The organism is Kineosporia rhizophila (assembly GCF_021277265.1).
Lineage (GTDB): Bacteria > Actinomycetota > Actinomycetes > Actinomycetales > Kineosporiaceae > Kineosporia > Kineosporia rhizophila.
On sequence record NZ_JAJSOH010000039.1, the window covers coordinates 39,722 to 59,839 of the forward strand.

At 70.3% G+C, this 20,118-nt stretch carries 17 protein-coding genes; 15 read left to right on the forward strand and 2 right to left on the reverse strand.

Annotation, left to right across the window (positions count from 1 at the left end):
• Window positions 1-162 precede the first annotated feature (162 nt).
• The 9 genes from rapZ to LWF15_RS32545 all read left to right on the forward strand — a co-directional run bounded on the left by rapZ (window position 163) and on the right by LWF15_RS32545 (window position 8,374).
• On the forward strand, window positions 163-1,107 hold the full coding sequence (gene rapZ / locus LWF15_RS32505; protein ID WP_269811245.1) for an RNase adapter RapZ: 945 nt from the start codon (window positions 163-165) through the stop codon (window positions 1,105-1,107).
• Window positions 1,108-1,136: 29 nt separating this feature from the next.
• On the forward strand, window positions 1,137-2,114 hold the full coding sequence (locus tag LWF15_RS32510) for a gluconeogenesis factor YvcK family protein (protein WP_232814823.1): 978 nt from the start codon (window positions 1,137-1,139) through the stop codon (window positions 2,112-2,114).
• A 128-nt stretch (window positions 2,115-2,242) separates the two neighbouring features.
• On the forward strand, window positions 2,243-3,223 hold the full coding sequence (whiA, locus tag LWF15_RS32515) for a DNA-binding protein WhiA (protein WP_232814824.1): 981 nt from the start codon (window positions 2,243-2,245) through the stop codon (window positions 3,221-3,223).
• Window positions 3,224-3,511: 288 nt separating this feature from the next.
• Entirely contained in the window at window positions 3,512-4,516 is a 1,005-nt protein-coding gene (gene gap, locus LWF15_RS32520; protein WP_232814825.1) for a type I glyceraldehyde-3-phosphate dehydrogenase, read from the forward strand.
• A gap of 5 nt (window positions 4,517-4,521) precedes the next feature.
• On the forward strand, window positions 4,522-5,733 hold the full coding sequence (locus LWF15_RS32525; RefSeq protein WP_232814826.1) for a phosphoglycerate kinase: 1,212 nt from the start codon (window positions 4,522-4,524) through the stop codon (window positions 5,731-5,733).
• Window positions 5,733-6,545, forward strand: coding sequence for a triose-phosphate isomerase (tpiA, locus tag LWF15_RS32530; RefSeq protein WP_232814827.1), 813 nt, complete (start codon window positions 5,733-5,735; stop codon window positions 6,543-6,545). The genes LWF15_RS32525 and tpiA overlap by 1 nt, the downstream gene beginning before the upstream one ends.
• 139 nt (window positions 6,546-6,684) lie before the next feature.
• On the forward strand, window positions 6,685-6,939 hold the full coding sequence (gene secG / locus LWF15_RS32535; RefSeq protein WP_232814828.1) for a preprotein translocase subunit SecG: 255 nt from the start codon (window positions 6,685-6,687) through the stop codon (window positions 6,937-6,939).
• 51 nt (window positions 6,940-6,990) lie between these two features.
• Window positions 6,991-7,341, forward strand: coding sequence for an RNA polymerase-binding protein RbpA (locus LWF15_RS32540; protein WP_285622081.1), 351 nt, complete (start codon window positions 6,991-6,993; stop codon window positions 7,339-7,341).
• Between the two features lie 121 nt (window positions 7,342-7,462).
• Complete coding sequence (locus LWF15_RS32545; RefSeq protein ID WP_232814830.1) at window positions 7,463-8,374, forward strand: LLM class flavin-dependent oxidoreductase; 912 nt, start codon at window positions 7,463-7,465, stop codon at window positions 8,372-8,374.
• A 420-nt stretch (window positions 8,375-8,794) separates the two neighbouring features.
• Here the strand turns inward: LWF15_RS32545 and LWF15_RS38300 are convergent, their stop codons facing one another.
• Window positions 8,795-9,241, reverse strand: coding sequence for a class I SAM-dependent methyltransferase (locus tag LWF15_RS38300; protein ID WP_408624486.1), 447 nt, complete (start codon window positions 9,239-9,241; stop codon window positions 8,795-8,797).
• A 571-nt stretch (window positions 9,242-9,812) separates the two neighbouring features.
• Between LWF15_RS38300 and LWF15_RS32550 the strand changes: the two genes are divergently transcribed.
• From LWF15_RS32550 to LWF15_RS32570, 5 genes are all read left to right on the forward strand, one after another.
• Window positions 9,813-11,273 carry a low temperature requirement protein A gene (locus LWF15_RS32550; RefSeq protein ID WP_232814831.1) on the forward strand — a complete coding sequence of 487 codons (1,461 nt, stop codon included), beginning with the start codon at window positions 9,813-9,815 and terminating at the stop codon, window positions 11,271-11,273.
• A gap of 163 nt (window positions 11,274-11,436) precedes the next feature.
• The gene (locus LWF15_RS32555; protein WP_232814832.1) at window positions 11,437-13,740 is read left to right on the forward strand and encodes a FlgD immunoglobulin-like domain containing protein; all 2,304 of its coding nucleotides are present in this window, start codon (window positions 11,437-11,439) and stop codon (window positions 13,738-13,740) included.
• Between the two features lie 331 nt (window positions 13,741-14,071).
• Window positions 14,072-15,640 carry a GGDEF domain-containing protein gene (locus LWF15_RS37975; RefSeq protein WP_232814833.1) on the forward strand — a complete coding sequence of 523 codons (1,569 nt, stop codon included), beginning with the start codon at window positions 14,072-14,074 and terminating at the stop codon, window positions 15,638-15,640.
• A gap of 45 nt (window positions 15,641-15,685) precedes the next feature.
• Window positions 15,686-17,242: a GGDEF domain-containing protein gene (locus tag LWF15_RS32565; protein WP_232814834.1), complete on the forward strand. Its 1,557-nt coding sequence runs from the start codon at window positions 15,686-15,688 to the stop codon at window positions 17,240-17,242.
• 48 nt (window positions 17,243-17,290) lie between these two features.
• Window positions 17,291-17,962 (forward strand): DUF899 family protein, encoded by a 672-nt coding sequence (locus tag LWF15_RS32570; RefSeq protein WP_269811238.1) that lies wholly within the window; start codon window positions 17,291-17,293, stop codon window positions 17,960-17,962.
• A 57-nt stretch (window positions 17,963-18,019) separates the two neighbouring features.
• Here LWF15_RS32570 and LWF15_RS32575 read toward each other — a convergent pair whose 3' ends face one another.
• On the reverse strand, window positions 18,020-18,868 hold the full coding sequence (locus tag LWF15_RS32575) for a helix-turn-helix transcriptional regulator (RefSeq protein WP_232814836.1): 849 nt from the start codon (window positions 18,866-18,868) through the stop codon (window positions 18,020-18,022).
• 146 nt (window positions 18,869-19,014) lie between these two features.
• Here LWF15_RS32575 and LWF15_RS32580 point away from each other — a divergent pair, with 146 nt between their 5' ends.
• Window positions 19,015-19,812 (forward strand): SDR family NAD(P)-dependent oxidoreductase, encoded by a 798-nt coding sequence (locus LWF15_RS32580; protein ID WP_232814837.1) that lies wholly within the window; start codon window positions 19,015-19,017, stop codon window positions 19,810-19,812.
• Window positions 19,813-20,118: the final 306 nt, after the last annotated feature.

Genomic DNA, 20,118 nt, shown 5'->3' on the forward strand with positions numbered 1-20,118 from the left:
GGAGTGCACGTGACCAGCACCCCCGAGGTGCCCGGGCCGGCGGGTCCGGCACCATCGGCCCAGCAGTCCTCCACCCCGCAGCCGCCCGCCCCGAACCCGGGCGGCACCTCGGAACCGGTGGCCTCGCAGGCCCTGCCCGCCGAGGCGATGGACTCGGAGTCGATGGTGACCGCGATCGCGCAGACGGTGGCCTCGTCCACCCACACGCCCGCCACCGATCACGACAGCGCGGCGTCCGGCCCGGGCTCCGCGTCCGAGCTCCTGATCATCACCGGCATGTCGGGGGCGGGCCGCAGCACCGCGGCCAAGGCCCTGGAAGACCTCGGCTGGTACGTGGTCGACAACCTCCCGCCCCAGCTGATCGCCGAGCTGGCGATGCTGGCGGCCACCGCCGAACCCCGGGTGCGGCGGATCGCGGTCGCGGTCGACGTGCGCGGCCGGTCCTTCTTCAGCGCCCTGGCCGAGTCGGTCTCCACCGCCGAGAACAGCGGTATCCGCACCCGCCTGCTCTTCCTCGACGCCACCAACGAGACGCTGGTGCGCCGCTTCGAGTCGGTCCGCCGCCCGCACCCGCTGCAGGGCGACGGCGCCCCGCTCGACGGCATCCGCGAGGAGCGCCGGGTCATGGGGGAGCTGCGCGGCAACGCCGACACCGTGATCGACACCTCGCGGCTGAACGTGCACGAGCTGGCCAGCAAGATCATCGCGTTGTTCGGCGACGCCGGTGACCCGGCGATCCGGATCCTGCTGATGTCGTTCGGCTTCAAGTACGGCCTGCCGCTGGACGCCGACCAGGTGGCCGACGTGCGGTTCCTGCCCAACCCGTTCTGGGTGCCCGAACTGCGTCCGCACAACGGCCTCGACCAGGAGGTGGCCGACTACGTGCTGGGTCAGGAGGGCGCAGCCGAGTTCGTCGACCGCTACGCCCTGGCCCTGCAGCCGGTGCTGGCCGGCTACGTGCGCGAGAACAAGCGCTACGCCACCATCGCGGTCGGCTGCACCGGCGGCAAGCACCGGTCGGTGGCGATCTCCGAGCTGCTGTCGCAGAAGCTCGAGGGCGACGGCGTCGCGGTCACCACCGTGCACCGTGATCTGGGGCGCGAGTGACGCTACCCACGCCCGGCCGAGTCCCTGGCGTGCCCGCAGCCGGGGGCGGCCGCGGGCCCAACGTGGTCGCCCTCGGCGGCGGTCACGGCCTGGCCGCGTCGCTGTCGGCGCTACGGCACCTCACCGACCGCCTGACCGCCGTGGTGACGGTCGCCGACGACGGCGGCTCGTCCGGGCGGCTGCGCCGCGAGTTCGGCGTTCTGCCGCCGGGCGACCTGCGGATGGCACTGTCGGCGCTGTGCGACGACAGCGAGTGGGGCCTGCTGTGGCGCGACGTGCTGCAGCACCGGTTCGCCAGCGCCGGGGCGATGCACGACCACGCCCTGGGCAACCTGCTCATCGTCACCCTCTGGGAACTGCTCGACGACCCGGTGAGCGGCCTGGACTGGGTGGCCCGGCTGCTCGGGGCCCGGGGCCGGGTGCTGCCGATGGCCGCGGTGCCGCTCGACATCGAGGCCACCGTGCTGGGGATCGACCCGGACGACCCGGCCGGCCTGACCACGGTGCGCGGCCAGGTCGCCGTGGCCACCACCCCCGGCCAGGTGATCGGCGTGCAGCTCAGCCCCAACGACCCGCCGGCCCGTCCCGAGGTGCTCGCCGCGGTGCGCGACGCCGACTGGACGGTGCTGGGCCCCGGGTCCTGGTACACCAGCGTCCTGCCGCACCTGCTGGTGCCCGAGCTGGCCCGGGCCCTGGCCCGCACCGACTCGAAGATCTGCCTGACCCTCAACCTGGGCCAGCAGCCGGGGGAGACCGACGGGTTCTCGCCCGAGAAGCATCTCGAGGTGCTCGCCGCGCACGCCCCCGATCTGCGGATCGACGCCGTCCTGGTCGACCCCTCGCAGATCGAGGACGAGGCCTCGCTGGTCGCCGCGGCCCGCGGGATGGGCGCGGTCCTGGTCACGCGCGACGTGGCGATCGGTGACGGTACGCCACGGCACGACCCGCTGCGGCTGGCCGCCGCCTACCGTGATCTGTTCAGTGGCTCGATCACGCTGAACGGGTGAGCCGGCTCCCCGGGTGGGGAGTGCACGACGGTGTGTGATCCGGCCGCCCAGGCCTCGCCCGAGGCCGACGGGCGCCGGGTTTCACAAGTTCACGAACCATGCTTGCGCTCGGTGGCAAGATGCTGTTCATGGCATTGACGGCACTGGTCAAAGACGAATTGAGTCGGCTGCAGGTCACCAAGCCCTGCTGCCGCAAAGCCGAGGTCTCGGCCACCCTCCGGTTCGCCGGCGGGCTACACATCGTCGGCGGCCGCATCGTCGTGGAGGCCGAGCTGGACACCGCCGCGGCCGCCCGGCGGCTACGCAAAGACATCAGCGACGTGTTCGGGCACAGCAGCGACATCGTGGTTCTGGCGCCCGGCGGTCTGCGCCGCGGCAGCCGCTACGTGGTCCGGGTGATCCGTGACGGAGAGTCGCTGGCCCGCCAGACCGGTCTGGTCGACGGCCGTGGCCGTCCCGTGCGCGGGTTGCCGCCGCAGGTCGTCTCCGGTGCCACCTGCGACGCGGAGGCCGCCTGGCGGGGCGCCTTCCTGGCCCACGGCTCGCTTACCGAGCCGGGTCGCTCCAGCGCCCTGGAGGTCACCTGCCCCGGCCCGGAGGCCGCCCTGGCCCTGGTCGGCGCGGCCCGCCGGCTGGGCATCCAGGCCAAGGCCCGCGAGGTGCGCGGGGTCGACCGGGTGGTGATCCGCGACGGTGACACGATTGGCGCGCTGCTCACCCGGCTCGGTGCGCACGACGCGGTGATGTCGTGGGAAGAGCGGCGGATGCGGCGTGAGGTGCGGGCCACCGCCAACCGGCTGGCCAACTTCGACGACGCGAACCTGCGGCGCTCGGCGCGGGCCGCGGTGGCCGCCGGTTCCCGGGTCGAGCGGGCCCTGGAGATCCTCGGCGACGACGTGCCCGACCACCTGAAGTCGGCCGGCAAGCTGCGGCTGGCGCACAAGCAGGCCAGCCTGGAGGAACTCGGCCAGCTGGCCGAGCCGCAGATGACCAAGGACGCGGTGGCCGGGCGGATCCGCCGGCTGCTGGCGATGGCCGACAAGCGGGCCGCCGACCTCGGCGTACCGGGCACCGACGCCAACCTCACGCCGGACATGCTCGACGCCTGAGCCGCCCGGGACACGACCCGGCCGAACAGCGGACGTCCTCGAGGACGTCCACTGTTCGAAGGCCTTTTGGGTCGTGGGCACTGCGCGGGACGGCCCGGTCCGGCCATGGGCCGGTCGTCACCGGTTCACGGGCCGTTGGCCCTCCGATCACCGGTCCGGACACGGGACCTTCACAGGGTCTGTCTGGACATCCGTAGCCGAAAAGCACCCCGTAGGGTGAGTGCTGCACACCACAACACCGGCGCCGGTCGCCACCGGCGCGCTGTGGATGACGAGAGGAAACGAGAAGTGACTGTTCGCGTTGGCATCAACGGCTTCGGCCGGATCGGCCGTAACTTCTTCCGCGCTGCCCGGGCGGCTGGTGCGGACATCGAGATCGTTGCCGTCAACGACCTCACCGACAACAAGTCCCTCGCGCACCTGCTCAAGTACGACTCGATCCTGGGCCGCCTGGACGCCGAGGTGACCTCGACCGGTGACGCCATCGTGGTCGACGGCAAGGAGATCAAGGCGCTGGAGGAGCGCGACCCGGCCGCCCTGCCCTGGAAGGACCTCGGCGTCGACGTCGTGGTCGAGTCCACCGGCTTCTTCACCGACGCCACCAAGGCGAAGGCGCACATCGACGGTGGCGCCAAGAAGGTGCTGATCTCGGCCCCCGCCAAGAACGAGGACCTGACGATCGTGATGGGTGTCAACCACACCCAGTACGACGCGGCCAAGCACACCATCGTCAGCAACGCCTCCTGCACCACCAACTGCCTGGCCCCGATGGCGAAGGTCCTGAACGACACCTTCACCATCGAGAAGGGCCTGATGACCACGGTCCACGCCTACACGCAGGACCAGAACCTGCAGGACGGCCCGCACAAGGACCTGCGCCGCGCCCGCGCCGCCGCCCTGAACATCGTGCCGACCAGCACCGGTGCCGCCAAGGCGATCAGCCTGGTGATCCCCGAGCTCAAGGGCCGCCTCGACGGCTACGCGCTGCGCGTGCCGGTCCCGACCGGCTCCGCCACCGACCTGACCTTCACGGCCGGCCGCGAGACCACCGTCGAGGAGGTCAACGCCGCGATCAAGGCCGCCGCCGAGGGCGAGCTCAAGGGCTTCCTGAAGTACACCGAGGACCCGATCGTCTCCAGCGACATCGTGACCGACCCGCACTCGTGCATCTTCGACGCCGGCCTCACCAAGGTGATCGGCAACCAGGTCAAGGTCGTCGGCTGGTACGACAACGAGTGGGGCTACTCCAACCGCCTGGTCGACGCGGTCGCCCTCGTCGGCACCGGTCTGTGAGCTCGATGAGGACGATCGACGACCTCACCACCGAGCTCGGTTCCCTCTCCGGCAAGCGCATCCTGGTCCGCAGCGACCTGAACGTGCCGCTGGACAAGGAGACCGGCGCGGTGACGGACGACGGCCGGATCCGGGCGTCGCTGCCGACCTGGCAGCGGCTCCTGGACGCCGGTGCCAAGGTCGTCGTCGTCGCCCACCTCGGCCGGCCGAAAGGCGTTCCGGAGGAGAAGTACTCGCTGGCCCCGGCGGTCGAGCGGGCCAAGGAACTGCTGCCCGGCGTGAACGTCACGCTGGCCGCCGACACGGTCGGTGAGTCCGCCCGGGCCGCCGTCGCCGCGCTCGGCGACGGTGAGCTCCTGGTGCTCGAGAACCTGCGCTTCAACGCGGGCGAGACGAGCAAGGACGAGGCCGAGCGGGGCGCCTTCGCGGACGAGCTGGCGGCCCTGGCCGACGGCTACGTCAGCGACGGCTTCGGCGTGGTGCACCGCAAGCAGGCCAGCGTCTACGACGTGGCGCAGAAGCTGCCGCACGCCGCCGGCGGTCTGGTGCTGGCCGAGGTCGAGGTGCTCAAGCGCCTCACCGAGACCCCGCAGCGGCCCTACGCGGTGGTGCTCGGCGGGTCGAAGGTCTCCGACAAGCTCGGCGTCATCGACAACCTGCTGAACACGGCCGACCGGCTGCTGATCGGCGGCGGCATGGTCTTCACCTTCCTCAAGGCCCAGGGCCACGAGGTGGGCAAGAGCCTGCTCGAGGAGGACCAGCTCGACACCGTCCGCGGCTACATCGAACGGGCGAAGGAGCGCGGCGTCGAACTGGTGCTGCCGGTCGACGTGGTCGCGGCGGCCGCCTTCGCGGCCGACGCGGAGCACGACGTGGTGGCGGCGGACGCGATCCCGGCCGACCGGCTGGGCCTGGACATCGGCCCGGAGTCCGGGAAGCTGTTCGCGGCCAAGCTGGCCGACTGCCAGACGGTGTTCTGGAACGGCCCGATGGGCGTCTTCGAGATGGAGCCGTACAGCCACGGCACCCGCGCGGTGGCCCAGGCGCTGGTCGACTCGGACGCCTTCAGCGTGGTCGGCGGCGGTGACTCGGCCGCGGCCGTGCGCACCCTCGGCTTCGACGAGAAGGGCTTCGGCCACATCTCGACCGGCGGCGGGGCGAGCCTGGAGTTCCTGGAGGGCAAGACCCTTCCCGGCCTGACCGTACTGGAGAGCTGATGGCGGCCAAGGGCAACGGCGCCCCTTCCCGGACCCCGTTGATGGCGGGGAACTGGAAGATGAACCTCGACCACTTCGAGGCGGCCCACCTGGTGCAGAAGCTGGCGTGGACCCTCGACGACGCGAAGCACGACTTCGACGCCGTCGAGGTGGCGCTGCTTCCGCCGTTCACCGATCTGCGTTCGGTGCAGACCCTGGTGGACGGGGACAAGCTCGGTTTCCGCTACGGCGCGCAGGACGTGTCGCAGTACGACAAGGGCGCGTACACGGGGGAGATCTCCGGTGCGATGCTGGCCAAGCTGAAGTGCACCTACGTGGTGGTCGGCCACTCCGAGCGCCGGCAGTACCACCACGAGGACGACGCCCTGGTCAATGCCAAGGCCAAGGCGGCGATCAAGCACGACCTGGTGCCGATCGTGTGCATCGGCGAGGGCCTCGAGGTGCGCAAGGAAGGCCGCCAGGTGCAGCACTGCCTGGCCCAGCTCGACGCCGACCTGGCCGGGATCCCGGCCGAGAAGGCGGGGACGCTGGTGATCGCCTACGAACCGGTGTGGGCGATCGGCACGGGCGAGACGGCCACCCCGGACGACGCGCAGGAGGTCTGCGCGGCCGTGCGCAAGCGGCTGGGGGAGCTGTACTCGGCGGACGTCGCGGCGTCCGTGCGGGTCCTGTACGGCGGTTCGGTCAAGGCGCAGAACGTGGCCGGGATCATGGCGCAGGAAGATGTCGACGGTGCTCTGGTCGGCGGCGCGTCCATCGATCCCGGTGAATTCGCGTCAATTGTCCGCTATCGGGACCATAAGACAGCCTGAGCTGCACGCTCAGGTCTGGTAAAAACCGCGTGTCGGGCGGCGCGCGGCCTCCGATCTGTCCGATCCGGGGCCGCGCATCGCCTACTCTGTGTCCTGAGACTGCTTCCCCACACCTGCAAACGAGATAGAGGTCCGCGTCGTGTCCGTGCTACGCCTGATTCTTCAGGTGCTTCTCGTCATCACCAGCCTGATCCTGACACTGCTGATCCTTCTCCATAAGGGGCGGGGCGGTGGCCTGTCGGACATGTTCGGTGGCGGCATGTCCTCCAGCATGGGCAGCTCTGGGGTCGCCGAACGCAACCTCAACCGCTTCACCATCGCCATCGGGATCACCTGGGCGATCGTGATCGTGCTGCTGAACCTGATCTACAGGTTCTTCCCCGACGCGTTCTGACGGACATACGGCAACCGGCGCGAGTCCGGGTACTGAAGGAGAGGATTCACGGTGGCGAGTGGCAACGCTATCCGCGGTAGCCGAGTTGGCGCCGGACCGATGGGCGAGGCGGAGCGGGGCGACACGGCCCCTAGGTTCCGCATCTCCTACTGGTGCGCCAACAAGCACGAGACGAAGCCGAGCTTCTCGGAAGAGGCCGGTGTGCAGCCGCCGGAGACCTGGGACTGCCCGCGCTGCGGGTTCCCGGCCGGGCAGGACCGCAACGCCCCGCCTTCGCCGCCCCGCAACGAGCCTTACAAGACGCACCTGGCGTACGTGAAGGAACGCCGGAGCGACGCGGACGGGCAGGCGATCCTGGAAGAGGCTCTGGCCTCGCTGCGTTCGCGCAGGATCATCCGCTAGGTCCGCTCCACGGATCTTGTGTCGATCGGCTTCCGGCCTCGTGCCGGGGGCCGATCGCTGGTTTGGGCCTGTCTTCCCGGTCGCCGTGAAACTGTCGGTGCCCGCGGGCATGATAGAGGTCATGACTTCCACGGCAGACAACACCAGCGCGACACCGCCGCCCCGGCTGGGTGTCGCCTTCGTGCCCGTCGTCCCACCCGAGCGGCTGCGCTCCCTCGTGGTGGCTGCGGAGCAGTCCGGGCTGGACGATTTCTGGGTCTGGGAAGACTGTTTCAAAGAGAGCGGGGTCGCCAGCGCCGCCGCGGCCCTGGCCTGGACCGAGCGCATCCGGGTCGGTATCGGCCTGATGCCCGCCCCGCTGCGTAACGTCGCGCTCACGGCGATGGAGATCGCGACGCTGGAACGGATGTTCCCCGGCCGGCTCCTGCCCGGCGTGGGCCACGGTGTGCAGGACTGGATGGGCCAGGTCGGCAATCGCGCCGCCTCCCCCCTCACCCTGCTGCGCGAGTACTCCACGGCGCTGCGCCGTCTGCTGCACGGCGAGAAGGTCACCGTCGAGGGCAAATACGTCAACCTCACCAACGTTCAGCTCGACTGGCCGCCGGCCACCCCGCCGAAGCTCTACGTCGGAGGCGAGGGCCCGAAGACGCTGAAGCTCACCGGTGAGGTCGGCGACGGCTCGATGCTGAGCTGGGCCGGCTCCGACGAGGAGCTCGGCAGCCGCGTGCAGCTGGTGCTGGAGGCGGCCCGGTCCAAGCCGGGCGGCGCCGCCGGCCACGAGATCTCGGTCGGCCAGATCGCCGCCACCGGTCCCGACGCCCAGGCCCGGGTCGACGCCGAACTACCCATCTGGGGCCGCCGGCCCGGCCCGGGCAACGGCATCGCCGGAGACGCCGAGGCGATCGCGGCCGACGTCCGCCGGCTCGGAGCCCTGGGCTGCTCCACGGTCATCCTGCAGGCCACGTCCGACGAGCCCGACATCGAAGGCTTCATCCGCTTCCTCGGCCAGGAGGTCCGCCCCCTGCTCGGCTGATCGCGGCGGCAGGGAGGGGTCGCCCCTCACTTAGCTGATCCGCGGCGGCAGGAGTTTGCTGCTTGCTTGGCTGATCTGCGGTGGCAACAGGTTTGCTGCTTGCTCAGGTGATCCGTGGCTGTAGAAGGCTTGCTGCTTGCTTGCTGATTCGCGGCGGTAGGAGGTTCGCTGCCTACCTGGCTGATCGGGCGGCAGGAGGGTTTGCTGCCTGCTTGCTGATTCGCGGTGGCAGGGGGTTCGCTGCTCGCTTGGCTGATCCGCGGCGGCGGGAGGTTGGCTGTCTACCTGGCTGACCTGCGCGCTCGCCGGGCCTACACCACGCTGCTCCACGGTGGTTCGGGCCCGGCGAGCTCGCATTGGACCGCCGGCTTCCCCAGCGCGGCCTCGCCGCGCTGGGGTCGCGCCGCTGAATGGGCACCATCACCTATCGCGCGGTGTCTGCCTGTTCGCCTCAGAGTGGGTGGAGGCTCGGAGTGCCCGTCCGCCTGGGTGGGTGGTGGTGTGGGTGTGTTCGTCCGCCTGGGGTAAGTGGCGACCTGGGTGTACTTGTCCGCCCCTGGTGTGCCCGTTCGCTCGGGCGAGGTAGCGGCTGTGGGCGTGGGTGGCGGCCTGGGTGTGCATGCCCGCCTCAGTGTGAATCTGCGCCTCGGCGTGGGGTGGCCGCCCCGGCCACGGCCGCCCGAACGAGGAGACCACTGCGTCCGCCGAGCCGGCAGCTGATGGAAGGTTCGCCGCGTCCCCCTGGTGGAACCGGCCGACGAGACCACGCACGTTTATTTGTTCGCACGCAACCTCGTGTAGCCGTGGTGCTGGATCGAGACCGGTTACCCATGCTCCATCGAGAACGATGAGGAGCCTTGCGAGCACGGCCAAGCCAGGTCGGCGGTGTTCGGGTACCGCGGCAGTCGCCCCGTGACGGGCGCCCGGGCCACCTGTCCGCCTGGGTGGCTGTCGGCGTGCCCGTGCGCCTGGGTGCGCCTCTCCGGTAGTTACGGCTGTTGTCCTACCTCGACCAGCCGGTCTGGCCGCTCTGTGGGGTCAATTGCGTGAAAAGCCCTGTCCGCGAGGCCTTACGTGTAAACAAAGTCTTGCCACAGCAGGCTTTGTTTACACGTAGAGGCACTGTCTCGGCGGGCCGGCCGCCTGGCCCTCACGCGTGCCGTAGTGGTGCGTGGTCTGGTTCCGACACCTGCCTCGCCGCGCTGGGCCGCCGTGTCTGCTGGCTCGTTGCGAGCGCCCGGTCCGACGATCTCTGGTCGGCGGATGCTGGTCGCCAGGATTGTTCGTCCCGCGTTCTCTTGCTGGCGTGTCCTCTGGCCGACAGCACCTTCGTTGTCAGATGGCCCGTGTGTACTGGCGGGTTTCACCTGGACGACCAGGATGAGCCTGATTCGCCGTCTCATTCCGCCGAACGCGCGATCAGGAAGAGGAAGCCGGTATGCGCAGGGATGCGGCACAGCAGGACGGGCAGGTTCAGGACGAGGGCGGGAGCGCGCCCGTTCGACAGGGCCCGGACGGCCAGACATCGAGCCAGAGATCGGGCCGGGAGTCGGGCCGGGAGTCGGGCTGGGAGTCGGGCCGGCACTCCGACGACGAGTTCGAGCCCGACCGGGCCGCCCAGAACGAGCAGGCAGAACCGAGCGAGCAGGCGGAACCACGCGAGCAGGCGGAACCGAACGAGCAGGCGGAACCGAACGAGCAGGCAGAACCGAACGAGCAGGAGGGGCCGGCGCCGACCGCGCTCCCTCTGATCGAGCCGCCGCGCCTGCGGACCGGGGAGGACCGCTCGGCCTCCCGGCTGGAGCTGTTCTTCGACCTGGCCTACGTCCTGGTCGTCGCCGAGCTCACCGGGGCGTTCGCCCGGGACCTCACCTGGGGCGGGGCCGCGGTGTTCGCCGGGCTCTTCACCGTGATCTGGTGGTCCTGGGTCACCACCACCCTGTACTCCAACCGCTTCGACACCAACGACGTCCCCTATCGGCTGGCCAAACTCGGGCAGACGTTCGCGATCGCCATGATGGCTGCGGCGGCCTCCACCGCCACCACCACCGGTTCCGTCTGGTTCGCGGCCGGGTACCTGGTTTCCCAGATCCTGCTGCTTGCTCTGTACGCCCGCGCCTACCGCCACGTGCCCGACGCCCGCCGCACCCTGTCGATCTATATGGGGGCCACCGGCTTCGGGGTGCTGCTGTGGTCGGTGTCGCTGGCCGTGCCCGGCCCGGCGCGTTACATCCTTTGGGGCGTGGGCATTCTCGTGGAGGCCACGGCGCCGCTGCTGGCCACCCGCTTCGGTGAGCACGTGCCGCTTCACGAGGAACACCTGCCCGAGCGCTTCGGGCTCTTCGCCATGCTGGTGCTCGGCGAGTGCGTGGCGTCGGTCGTGGTCGGCCTGCACGACACCGAATGGCGGATGGCGTCGTTCACCACCGCCGGTATCGGGTTCGTGATCACTGCGGCGCTCTGGTGGACGTACTTCGATCTGGGCGGGGCTGCCGGCAAACACCGTCTGCTTGAGGACGACCGGCCGGCCAGCGGGCGGCACGACCGGTACGTCTACGGTCACCTTCCCCTGTTCATCGGCCTGGCCGCGGTGGGGATCGGGATCGAGGAGTACATCCTGCATCCCAGCGGCGCGCTCACCACCGCCGGACGCTTCACCCTGTGCGCCGGAGTGGGGCTCTTCCTGGCCGGCCTGGTTCTGGTGATGGCCGGAACGGCGGCGCGCTGGTCGGCGGCCTGGCCGTGGCCCACGGTCGCGCTGCCCGTGGTGGCCGCGGTGAGCCTGCTGCCGCTCAGCCCGACCCTGACGGCGCTGGGTCTGGCCCTGGTGTTGGCCGCCACCGTGGTGGTGGGCTCGTGGAAACAACAGCACGGGCACATCGCCACCACCGAACCGTGAACCGACCCGCACGACCCGGCACCACCCGTCCACAAGCTCTGGACCGAAGGGCCCACCTGCCAATCGGCCGCTCGGCTCGAAACTGCTCCTGGCGAGTGGAATCCCGCTCTCCTGCGTAGTCGCGTGGTCACAATGGTGCTTCACGGCGATGTGAGGGGCGGCCATGTCCGGTCACGGTTCCAGGCGGGTTCTGCTGGTCGCAGGGGTGAGTGCCCTGCTGGGGCTGGTCCTTGCCCTCCCTACCACGCCCGCCCACGCCAACACGAACTCCACCCCGGTGCCCCAGCACAAGTCCGAGCAGGTCTCACTCACCCTGCTCGGGGGGTCCGACGAGGGCTACGCGGTACAGGCGGGAGTGCTCAACGCCTCCGGTTCCGGGCTTTTCACCGGTGCTCCCGGTGAGCAGATGACCAGGCGCGAACTGCCGGTGCCGGCCGACCGGATGTGGGACGTCTCCTTCCTCGGCGTGGTCGGCCAGCACCTCGGCTACGTGCTCGACCTGCCCGGCAGCCCGACCCGCTACGAGATGCACCGGATGAACGTGATCAGCGGGGTGGACACGGCTCTGGGAACCGTGAGTTCCCGCCCGCTGGCCTACACCTCGGACAGCTGGATCGGTGCCACCGGCGGCTACCTGATCTCCACCCGCTTCGCCGACGGCACCGTCACCCGCCTCGCCAAGGTCGGCCAGAACCTCTGGAACCTCGACCTGACCACCGACGGCGTGCTGGTCGTGAGCAGTGACAACCAGGGCCAGATCTTCCTCGACGTGATCGATTTCGGCAGTGGCGAGGTCGAGCGGGTGGCCACCGAGACGTCCGTGCTCGGGTACGACATCTCACCCACCACGATCACCTGGTGGAGCAACCAGACCGTGGGCGAGCCGCAGGTCATCAAGATCCGGGAACGCTCCGGGGGGCCGGTGACCAGGTACGAGGAGACCGACGACTACGCCGACAATGTGCCGAAGGTGGCCGGGCAGCAGGGGATCGCCTACCTGTACTGGCGCGACGGAATCTGGCGTCTGCGCACGGTCAGCTCCTCCGGCGTCGCGGAAACCATCGAGGTGCCGGACGATTCGGCCTACCTCATGGCGGACGGGGACCGTTGGCTGTTCGGCACCGGAGGCCGGAGCGAGCACATCGGGGTGTACGAGGTGCAGGGCTCCACGGTGGACCGGGTGGCTACCGTCGGCGCGCCGAACGCACCGGTCCAGGGCATCTCGTTCGCCGCCGGGCGGATCTACTACTCCGACAACCCGATCTTCGACCCCTTCGACTCCAGCCCGCTGCAGACCCCGGCCATGCAGGTCTGGTCGCGCCCGGTCACCGGACTGGGCAGCCCGGTGTTCGGGGACGAGACCGAGGAGGCCGGAACCGCTTATCTACCGGGCGGTCCCGACGACAGCATGTCGTTCTCGGCCGGACGCGGTGTGGTGAGCGGCCCGATCACAGGTGGCACCTTCACCTGGCGTCTTCTCGACCGGGGCAAGACGACCGCGACCGTCAAGCAGGACTGGTCGTTCCAGCCCACGGGCGAGTCGGACGACCGGTATCCCAACGCCTCCGGCCCGTACATGGTCGCCGCCGGGCACGTCTTCGACCCGACGGGCAAGCTCATCTACTCCCGGCCGGGGGCTGCGGCCGGCAACATCGGCGCCTGGTCCGGCACGGACGACCTGTACGGGCCCCGGCTGGTCTACTCCCGTACGGCAAAGAAGCCGGGGTACACGGACATCTGGCTCCGAGACCTCGACCGGCCCAAATCCCGCAGCAATCCCGGCAAACTGGCCACGGTCAAGGCGGACTCGCCCAAGGTGACGATCTGGGGCAACACCGTCGCCTGGCAGTCCGGCGGGCGCGAGATCAGTCTGCGCACGCTGAGTTCGGCGAAGGTCCGCAAGATCAGGATCACCGGGCCGCTGGTCGAGCTGACGTCGGGCGAGGGCACCCTGGCCTGGAACGCGAACGCGAAGACGTACACGCTGAACGTGGACGACCCGGCCTCCCGGCCCTGGGCGTACGCCGGCGCCGGGCGCACGCTCCGGCTCGACGACCACTTCCTGGCCCGCCGGGTGAACACCGGCGCAGTGGTGGTCTACCGCAGCTACACCGTGCCCTACCGGCCCCGCCTGATCGGCACCTTCGCCTCAGGGAGCTTCACCCCCAACGGCGACGGCCGGGCCGACACCTGGACGCCCCAGTTCGACCTGTCCAAGCCGGTCACCGGGGTGAAGCTGACCATCCGCAGCACCAAGACCGGAAGTGTCCTGCGCACCCTGACCGGAACCGGCCCGGACGGCAGCATCCGGGACCTGGTCTTCGACGGCCGCAACGCGGCTGGGAAGGAACTGGCCGAGGGCACCTACAGCTGGCAGCTGACCGCATCGGCGCTCGACGGTGAGGGCGCCGCGATCGGCGTCCGAGGCGAGAAGAAGATCGCGGGGACGGTCGGGATCAGCAGGTAGAACGGTCTGCCGATCTTGAGGCGGGCGGTGTCTGGAGCCCGGGCGTGGTTGAGGTGTCAGAGCAGAGCGTGACGGCCGTTACGGAATTTGTGAATGTCGAACGCTTACTGACCGTGCATTCGTCGTGACGGCGGCCATAATGACACGGTGCCCACCAGCCGTCCGGGGGTGCAGGACAGATCTGGACAACTGCTGGTCCTCGGGCGCGGCCAGGCCCGGATCCGGTCAGACTGTGGGCGGCCGTCCGGGCCGTGTCACCGACTGGCCGGTCAGGACGACAGCGTGGTCGTCCGGTCGTTCTCCTGAGCGGAATCGCAGAAAGGCGCGGGGTGTGATCGAGGTGGACCGACCCCGCGAGGACCCGATCGTGGCGAGCGCCGAACTGGCCGAGGAACTGGCGGCCCTGGACGAGATCGTCGGCTTCGACCCGGCCGCGGCCCTGGAGCGGGCCGTGGCGCTCGGCGAGCGGGCCGAGGCGCTCGGCGATCACGACGCCCTGGTCACCGCCCTGCTCTGGCAGGCCGAGGCGAACCAGCGCAACGGTGACCCGGCCGCTGCCTCCAAGCTGATCAACCACGTCCGCGACGCCCACGCCCCGCTCGGCCCCGAGCACGCGGTGCGGGCGGCCTGGCTGATGGCCCGGATCCACACCGACCTCGGCGACCGCCCGACCGCCCTGGAACACGCGATGGACGCGGTGGCCGCGTTCGACGAGAAGGTGCCCCGGCGCCTGCGCACCCGGGTGCTGATCAAGGTCGCCGACCTGCTGGACGAGCTGGGGGCCCACGAGGACTCGCTGATCTGGTACTCCCGCGCCGAGGAGCTGTCCGCCGGGGACGGGCGGATGCACATGCTGGTGGTCAACAACCGGGCCTACGGCGCGCTGGAGGCGGGGGAGGCCGAGGAGGCGCTGCACGAGGCCCAGACCCTGATCACGCTGAGTGCCCGGTACAAGCGGCCGCTCAACGCCGACGCCCTCGACACCGTTGCCCGGATCCATCTGCTGCGCCAGGACCCGGCGGCCGCCGCCGAGACCGCGCAGCAGGCCGTGCAGGCCGCGCAGCAGCTGGAGAGCAAGGTCGCCGACGCGCTGCCGGAGTACCTGCTCACCCTGGCCGTCGCCCAGCGCCACCTGAACCTGCCAGAGGTGGCCGCGATGACCCTGAAGCGGGCCGACGACCTGTGCGGTACCCAGGCCTACGCCCGTACCCGGGCCGACATCCTGCAGGAGCGGGCCGAGGTGGAGGCGGCCCTGGGGGACTACCGGGCGGCCTTCGAGACCCACAAGGAGTTCTACGCGGCCGACCAGGAGCTGCTCTCCCAGCAGCGCGAGGCCCAGGCCCGCGCCCGGCAGACGATCTTCGAGACGATCACCGCCCGGGAGGAGGCCGCCCGCTACCGCGAGGAGGCCCGGCGCGATCCGCTGACCGGGTTACGCAATCGGCTGTACGTGGAGGAACGGCTGCCTGGTCTGCTGGACGGCCGGCGCCCGCCCGGTCAGGTCAGCGCGGCCCTGCTCGACCTCGACCACTTCAAGTCGGTGAACGACTCGTTCTCGCACGAGGTCGGCGACGAGGTGCTGCGTATCGTCGCCGGACTGCTGGAGAACGCGGCCGCGATTCCCGACGCCGGGTCGTTCGCCGCCCGTCTGGGCGGCGAGGAACTGCTGCTGATTCTGATAACTGAGGACGAGTCGGAGGCCTACGCGGTCGTCGAAGGGTTCCGCGCGTCGGTCGAGAGCTACGAGTGGACGAACATCACGCCAGGCAGAATCGTGACGTTGAGCGGGGGCATGACCATGGCCGTGCCGGGCGACACCCGCTCGTCGTTGCTGGCCCGGGCGGATGCGCAGCTGTACGCGGCGAAGTCGGCCGGGCGTAATCGGATCTGCACCGACTGAACCAACAGTTGCGGGCACCAGAACGCGGGCACCAGGGGGAGGAACATGGCGGGCAACGAGGCGCTCGTGGTCCGGCGCAGCGAGAACGCCCGGATCCGGGCCGAGCTCGCTGCTCTCGACGAGCTCGTCGGCTCCCGGCCTTCCGAGGCCCGCCGTCGCGCGCACGAACTGCAGCAGCAGGCCGAGGCCCTCTCCGACGTCGGCGCCGTGGCGTGCGCGCTGATCTGGCAGGCCGAGGCCGCGGGGCGGGAAGGGCATCAGGCCACCGCGGTGGAGCTGATCGACCGCAGTCGCGAGCTCGGCATCGAGCTGGAGCCGGAACTGGTGGTCCGTAGCGAATGGGTGATGTCGCGGGTGCAGAACGACCTGGGCGATCAGGCCGCCGCCCTGGACCGGGTGATGGACGCGGTAGCGGCGTTCGGTCCGGACGTCTCCCGTCGGCTGCGCACCCGGGTGATGCTCACCGGGGCGGACCTGCTCGACGACCTGGGCGCCCGGCAGGACAGCCTGATCTGGTACTCCCGCGCCGAGGAACTGGCCGACACCGACATCCACATGCGCATCATGGTGGCCAACAACCGGGCCTACGGTTCGCTGAGTGCCGGAGACACGGCCGATGCCGAGGCTCAGGCACAGATGCTGATCGAGCTCAGCCGTAAGCACAACCGCCCGCTGAACGCCGGGGTCCTCGACACCATCGCCAACGTGCACCTCCTGCGCGGAGACGCCCGCGCTGCGGTCGAGACCGCCCAGCAAGCAGTGGACGCCACCGGCCAGATGGACACGAAGGTCGCCGATGCGCCTCCCGAGTACCTGCTCACGCTCGCCGTCGCGCAGCGAAGCCTGGGCGAGCCGGCCGAGGCGGCGCTCACGCTGAAGCGGGCCCGGGCGGCGTGCGGGCCCGAGGGGCACGGACGGATGAAGGTGCGCATCCTCGAGCAAGAAGCCGAGGTGCTCGCTGCCCTGGGTGACTTCGAGGGCGCATTCCATGCCTACAAGGCGTTCCACGCGGCCGACCGGGACCTTCTCTCGGCCCAGCGGGAGGCCGCCGCCCGTTCCCGCCAGACCATCTTCGAGACGGACAAGGCCCGTGAGGAGGCCGCCCGCTACCGCGAGGAGGCCCGGCGCGACCCGCTGACCGGACTGCACAACCGGCTGTTCGTGGAGGAGAGGCTGAACCGGTTGCTCGAGACGGCCGGCACGCTCGGGGTCGCGCTGATCGACCTGGACCACTTCAAGTCGGTGAACGACTCGTTCTCGCACGAGGTCGGGGACGAGGTGCTGCGGGTGGTGGCCCGGGTGCTGCAGGCCTGCGTGGCCGAGGCCGGGGGCAACGGCTCGTTCGCGGCCCGGCTCGGCGGCGAGGAGCTGCTGATCGTGACGGCCGACGCCGGCCGCGGGGCCCGGGAGGTGGCCGAGCGGGCTCGCACCGAGGTGGCCGGGCAGGACTGGTCCGGCCTCACCCCCGGCCGGGTGATCACCTTCAGCGCGGGCACGGCCGTCGCCGTGCCCGGGGACACCCGCGCCACCCTGCTCTCGCGGGCCGATGCCCAGCTCTACGAGGCGAAGTCCGCCGGTCGCAACCGCGTGCGGGGTCACTGACCGGGACACCGGCGATGAGTTCCGCCCGGCCCGGCGGTCCTTGTTCGTATGACCACGACACAACCTGATCGAGGCCCGGCGGCGCCGCCGGTGGTCACTCGGGAAGAGTGGCAGAAGGCCCTCGGCGAGCTCCTGGCCGAGGAGAAGAAGCTGACCAGGGCCCTCGACGCGCTCGCTGCGAAACGCCGGCGCCTGCCCATGGTCGCCCTGTCCGACCACGACTTCACCGGCCCGGGCGGGCCGCTGCGGCTGTCGGACCTGTTCCAGGGCCGGTCCCAGCTGGTCGTGTACCAGTTCATGGACACCGGTCCCGACCACGTGTGCCCGGGCTGCGCCACGCTGATCGACAACGTCCCGCACCTGGACCACCTGAACCGGCGGGACATCACATTCGCAGTGGTCTCCGACATCCCGATCGACCGGCTCCGGCAGCTGGCCTCACGCTTCGGCTGGGCCTTCCCCTTCGCCTCGTCGGCCGGCACCACGTTCAGCGCCGACTGCGGCGCAGGCGACTCCTTCGGCCTGAGCGTGTTCCTGAGGACGCCCAAGGGCATCCACCAGACCTACTTCGCCACTGCGCGGGCGGGCGACCGGATCCGCTTCGACTTCAACATGATGGACCTGGCCCCCTACGGCCGCGGCGAGACCTGGGAGGACTCACCCGAAGGCTGGCCCCAGACACCGCCTTACGAGTGGTGGCGCCCCCGCGACGAGACCTGACCGGCCGGCCCGGACCGCGCTCGCACTGTGCTGGAGGGGAGTGCGAGCGCGGTCCGTTCAGGACGTCTGACCGGTGAACTCCTGCAGACCCAGGGTCTGCAGGAGGGCCAGGGCCTGGCCATCGGCCGATCCGGGGTCGGCGGTGTAGACCACCAGCCTCAGATCACTGCCCTCGACGGTCAGGACGTCGCAGTCCAGGGTCAGCAGCCCGACCTGGGGGTGGTTCACGGTCTTGCGGGTGGAGACGTGCCGGGCCACTGAGCCGCGCTGCCAGATCTCCTCGAAACGGGCGCTCTTCTGGCGTAGCTCGGCGATCAGCCCGCGCAGGTGGCTGTCGGTGGGGTACCGGCCGGTGGCCGCCCGCAGATCCGCGACCGCCGCGCTCTCGAAGGCGGCGTCCTGTTGCGGTGCGGACACGATCCGGGAAGGAAGACCGGTGAAGTGGCGCCACAGCAGATTGCGGTGGCGGCCCTGTTCCCGGCCCAGGTCACCGAGCAGCGCGGTGGCCATCGGGTTCAGTGCCACCAGGTGCCAGGCCGCGTCGAGCACCATGACCGGAAGATCGCCGGCCCGGTCGAGCATCCGCTGCACCCCGGGGGTGAGGTGCCGGTTCACCCGCGTGGCCCGGGGATCGGTGTGGCCGGCCAACCGGAAGAGGTAGGCGTTCTCGTCATCGCTCAACCGCAGCGTCCGGGCCAGGGCCTCCAGCACCGAGGGCGAGGGGTTGCCTGCCCGCCCCTGCTCCAGCCGGGCCAGGTAGTCAACCGAAAGACCGGCCAGCTGGGCCACCTCTTCGCGCCGCAGCCCGGGTGCCCGTCGCAGCGGGCTGACGGGCAGTCCGACGCTCGCCGGAACGAGGCGGTCGCGCCAGGCGCGCAGGCACCGGGCCAGCTCGTGGTCACTCATGAACCTCATGGTGCTCGATCGGGCGGCGCCCGTGCGGACCGAGCCTCGCCCTGACAGTCCTAGGCAGCCAAGGTCTCTCGTGGTGACGGGCCTGGCGGGGCCACGGTGGTGGGGCACCGATCACCTCTGCACCACATGGAGTCGAAATGACCGTCAACCCGAACCACCACCCTGCTCCGATCACCATCCAGGCCCGCCGGCTGGAGGGGAAGGTCGTCCTGATCACCGGCGCCTCGGCGGGTATGGGGGCTGCCGCTGTCCGTCGCTTCGCCGCCGAGGGGGCACATGTCGTCGCCGGGGCCCGGCGTACCGACCGGCTGCAGGCCCTGGCGCAGGAAATTTCCACCGATGACAGTCAGGTGATCGCTGTGCCGCTCGACGTCTCGGACGAGGCCTCCGTACAGGCGGCAGTCGCGGTGGCGGTCGATCGCTTCGGCAGGCTCGACGGAGCGCTGAACGCGGCCGGGGTCACCAGCGACGGCACCCCGGTGCACGAGAAGCCGACCGCCGTGTACGACCGGATCATGGACATCAACGCCCGCGGTGTCTTCTTGTCCATGAAGTACGAGATCCAGGCCATGCTGGCCGCCGGCGGCGGGTCGATCGTGAACGTGTCCTCGATCGGCGGCCTGGTCGGGGTGGCCGGGATCTCGGAGTACGTGGCGTCGAAGTGGGCGGTCCACGGTCTCACCAAGAGCGCCGCGCTCGAATTGGCTCCGCTCGGCGTCCGGGTGAACGCATTGGCCCCGGGCTCGACCCGGACCGAGATGTGGGACCAGCTCCCGCACGAGTTCCAGATGCACCTGGCCGGCCTGGCGCCGATGAACCAGATCGCCCTGCCCGACGACATGGCCCGGGCGGCGCTGTTCCTGCTGTCGGACGAGAGCCGCTGGACCACCGGTGCGGTGTTGCCGGCCGAGGGCGGTCACCACGTAGGGCGGTGAGCTGCGTCGGTCCGGCCCCGTCGGAGCGGACGGGGCCCGGAGAGACGCCGATACCGAACTGTGACCGCGGTCGCAGAAGGGGCCGGTTTTCGTGGCGCCTGGACGCTGGTAATGTTCCCCAAGGCCCTTCACCGCTCCCCTTGAGTGGGCGGTGAGGCTGCGAGGAGCAACGGACGTGTGAACGGCCGGTCCCGCAGTTGGTGGCCTTCATCCGCAGCAATGTCGAGGTAAATCTCGCGTGTTCCCCTCGGGGAGTGCCAGGGGTGTGCTTTGTCTATTGCCGTTGATGAATGTTTTACCGCTGGC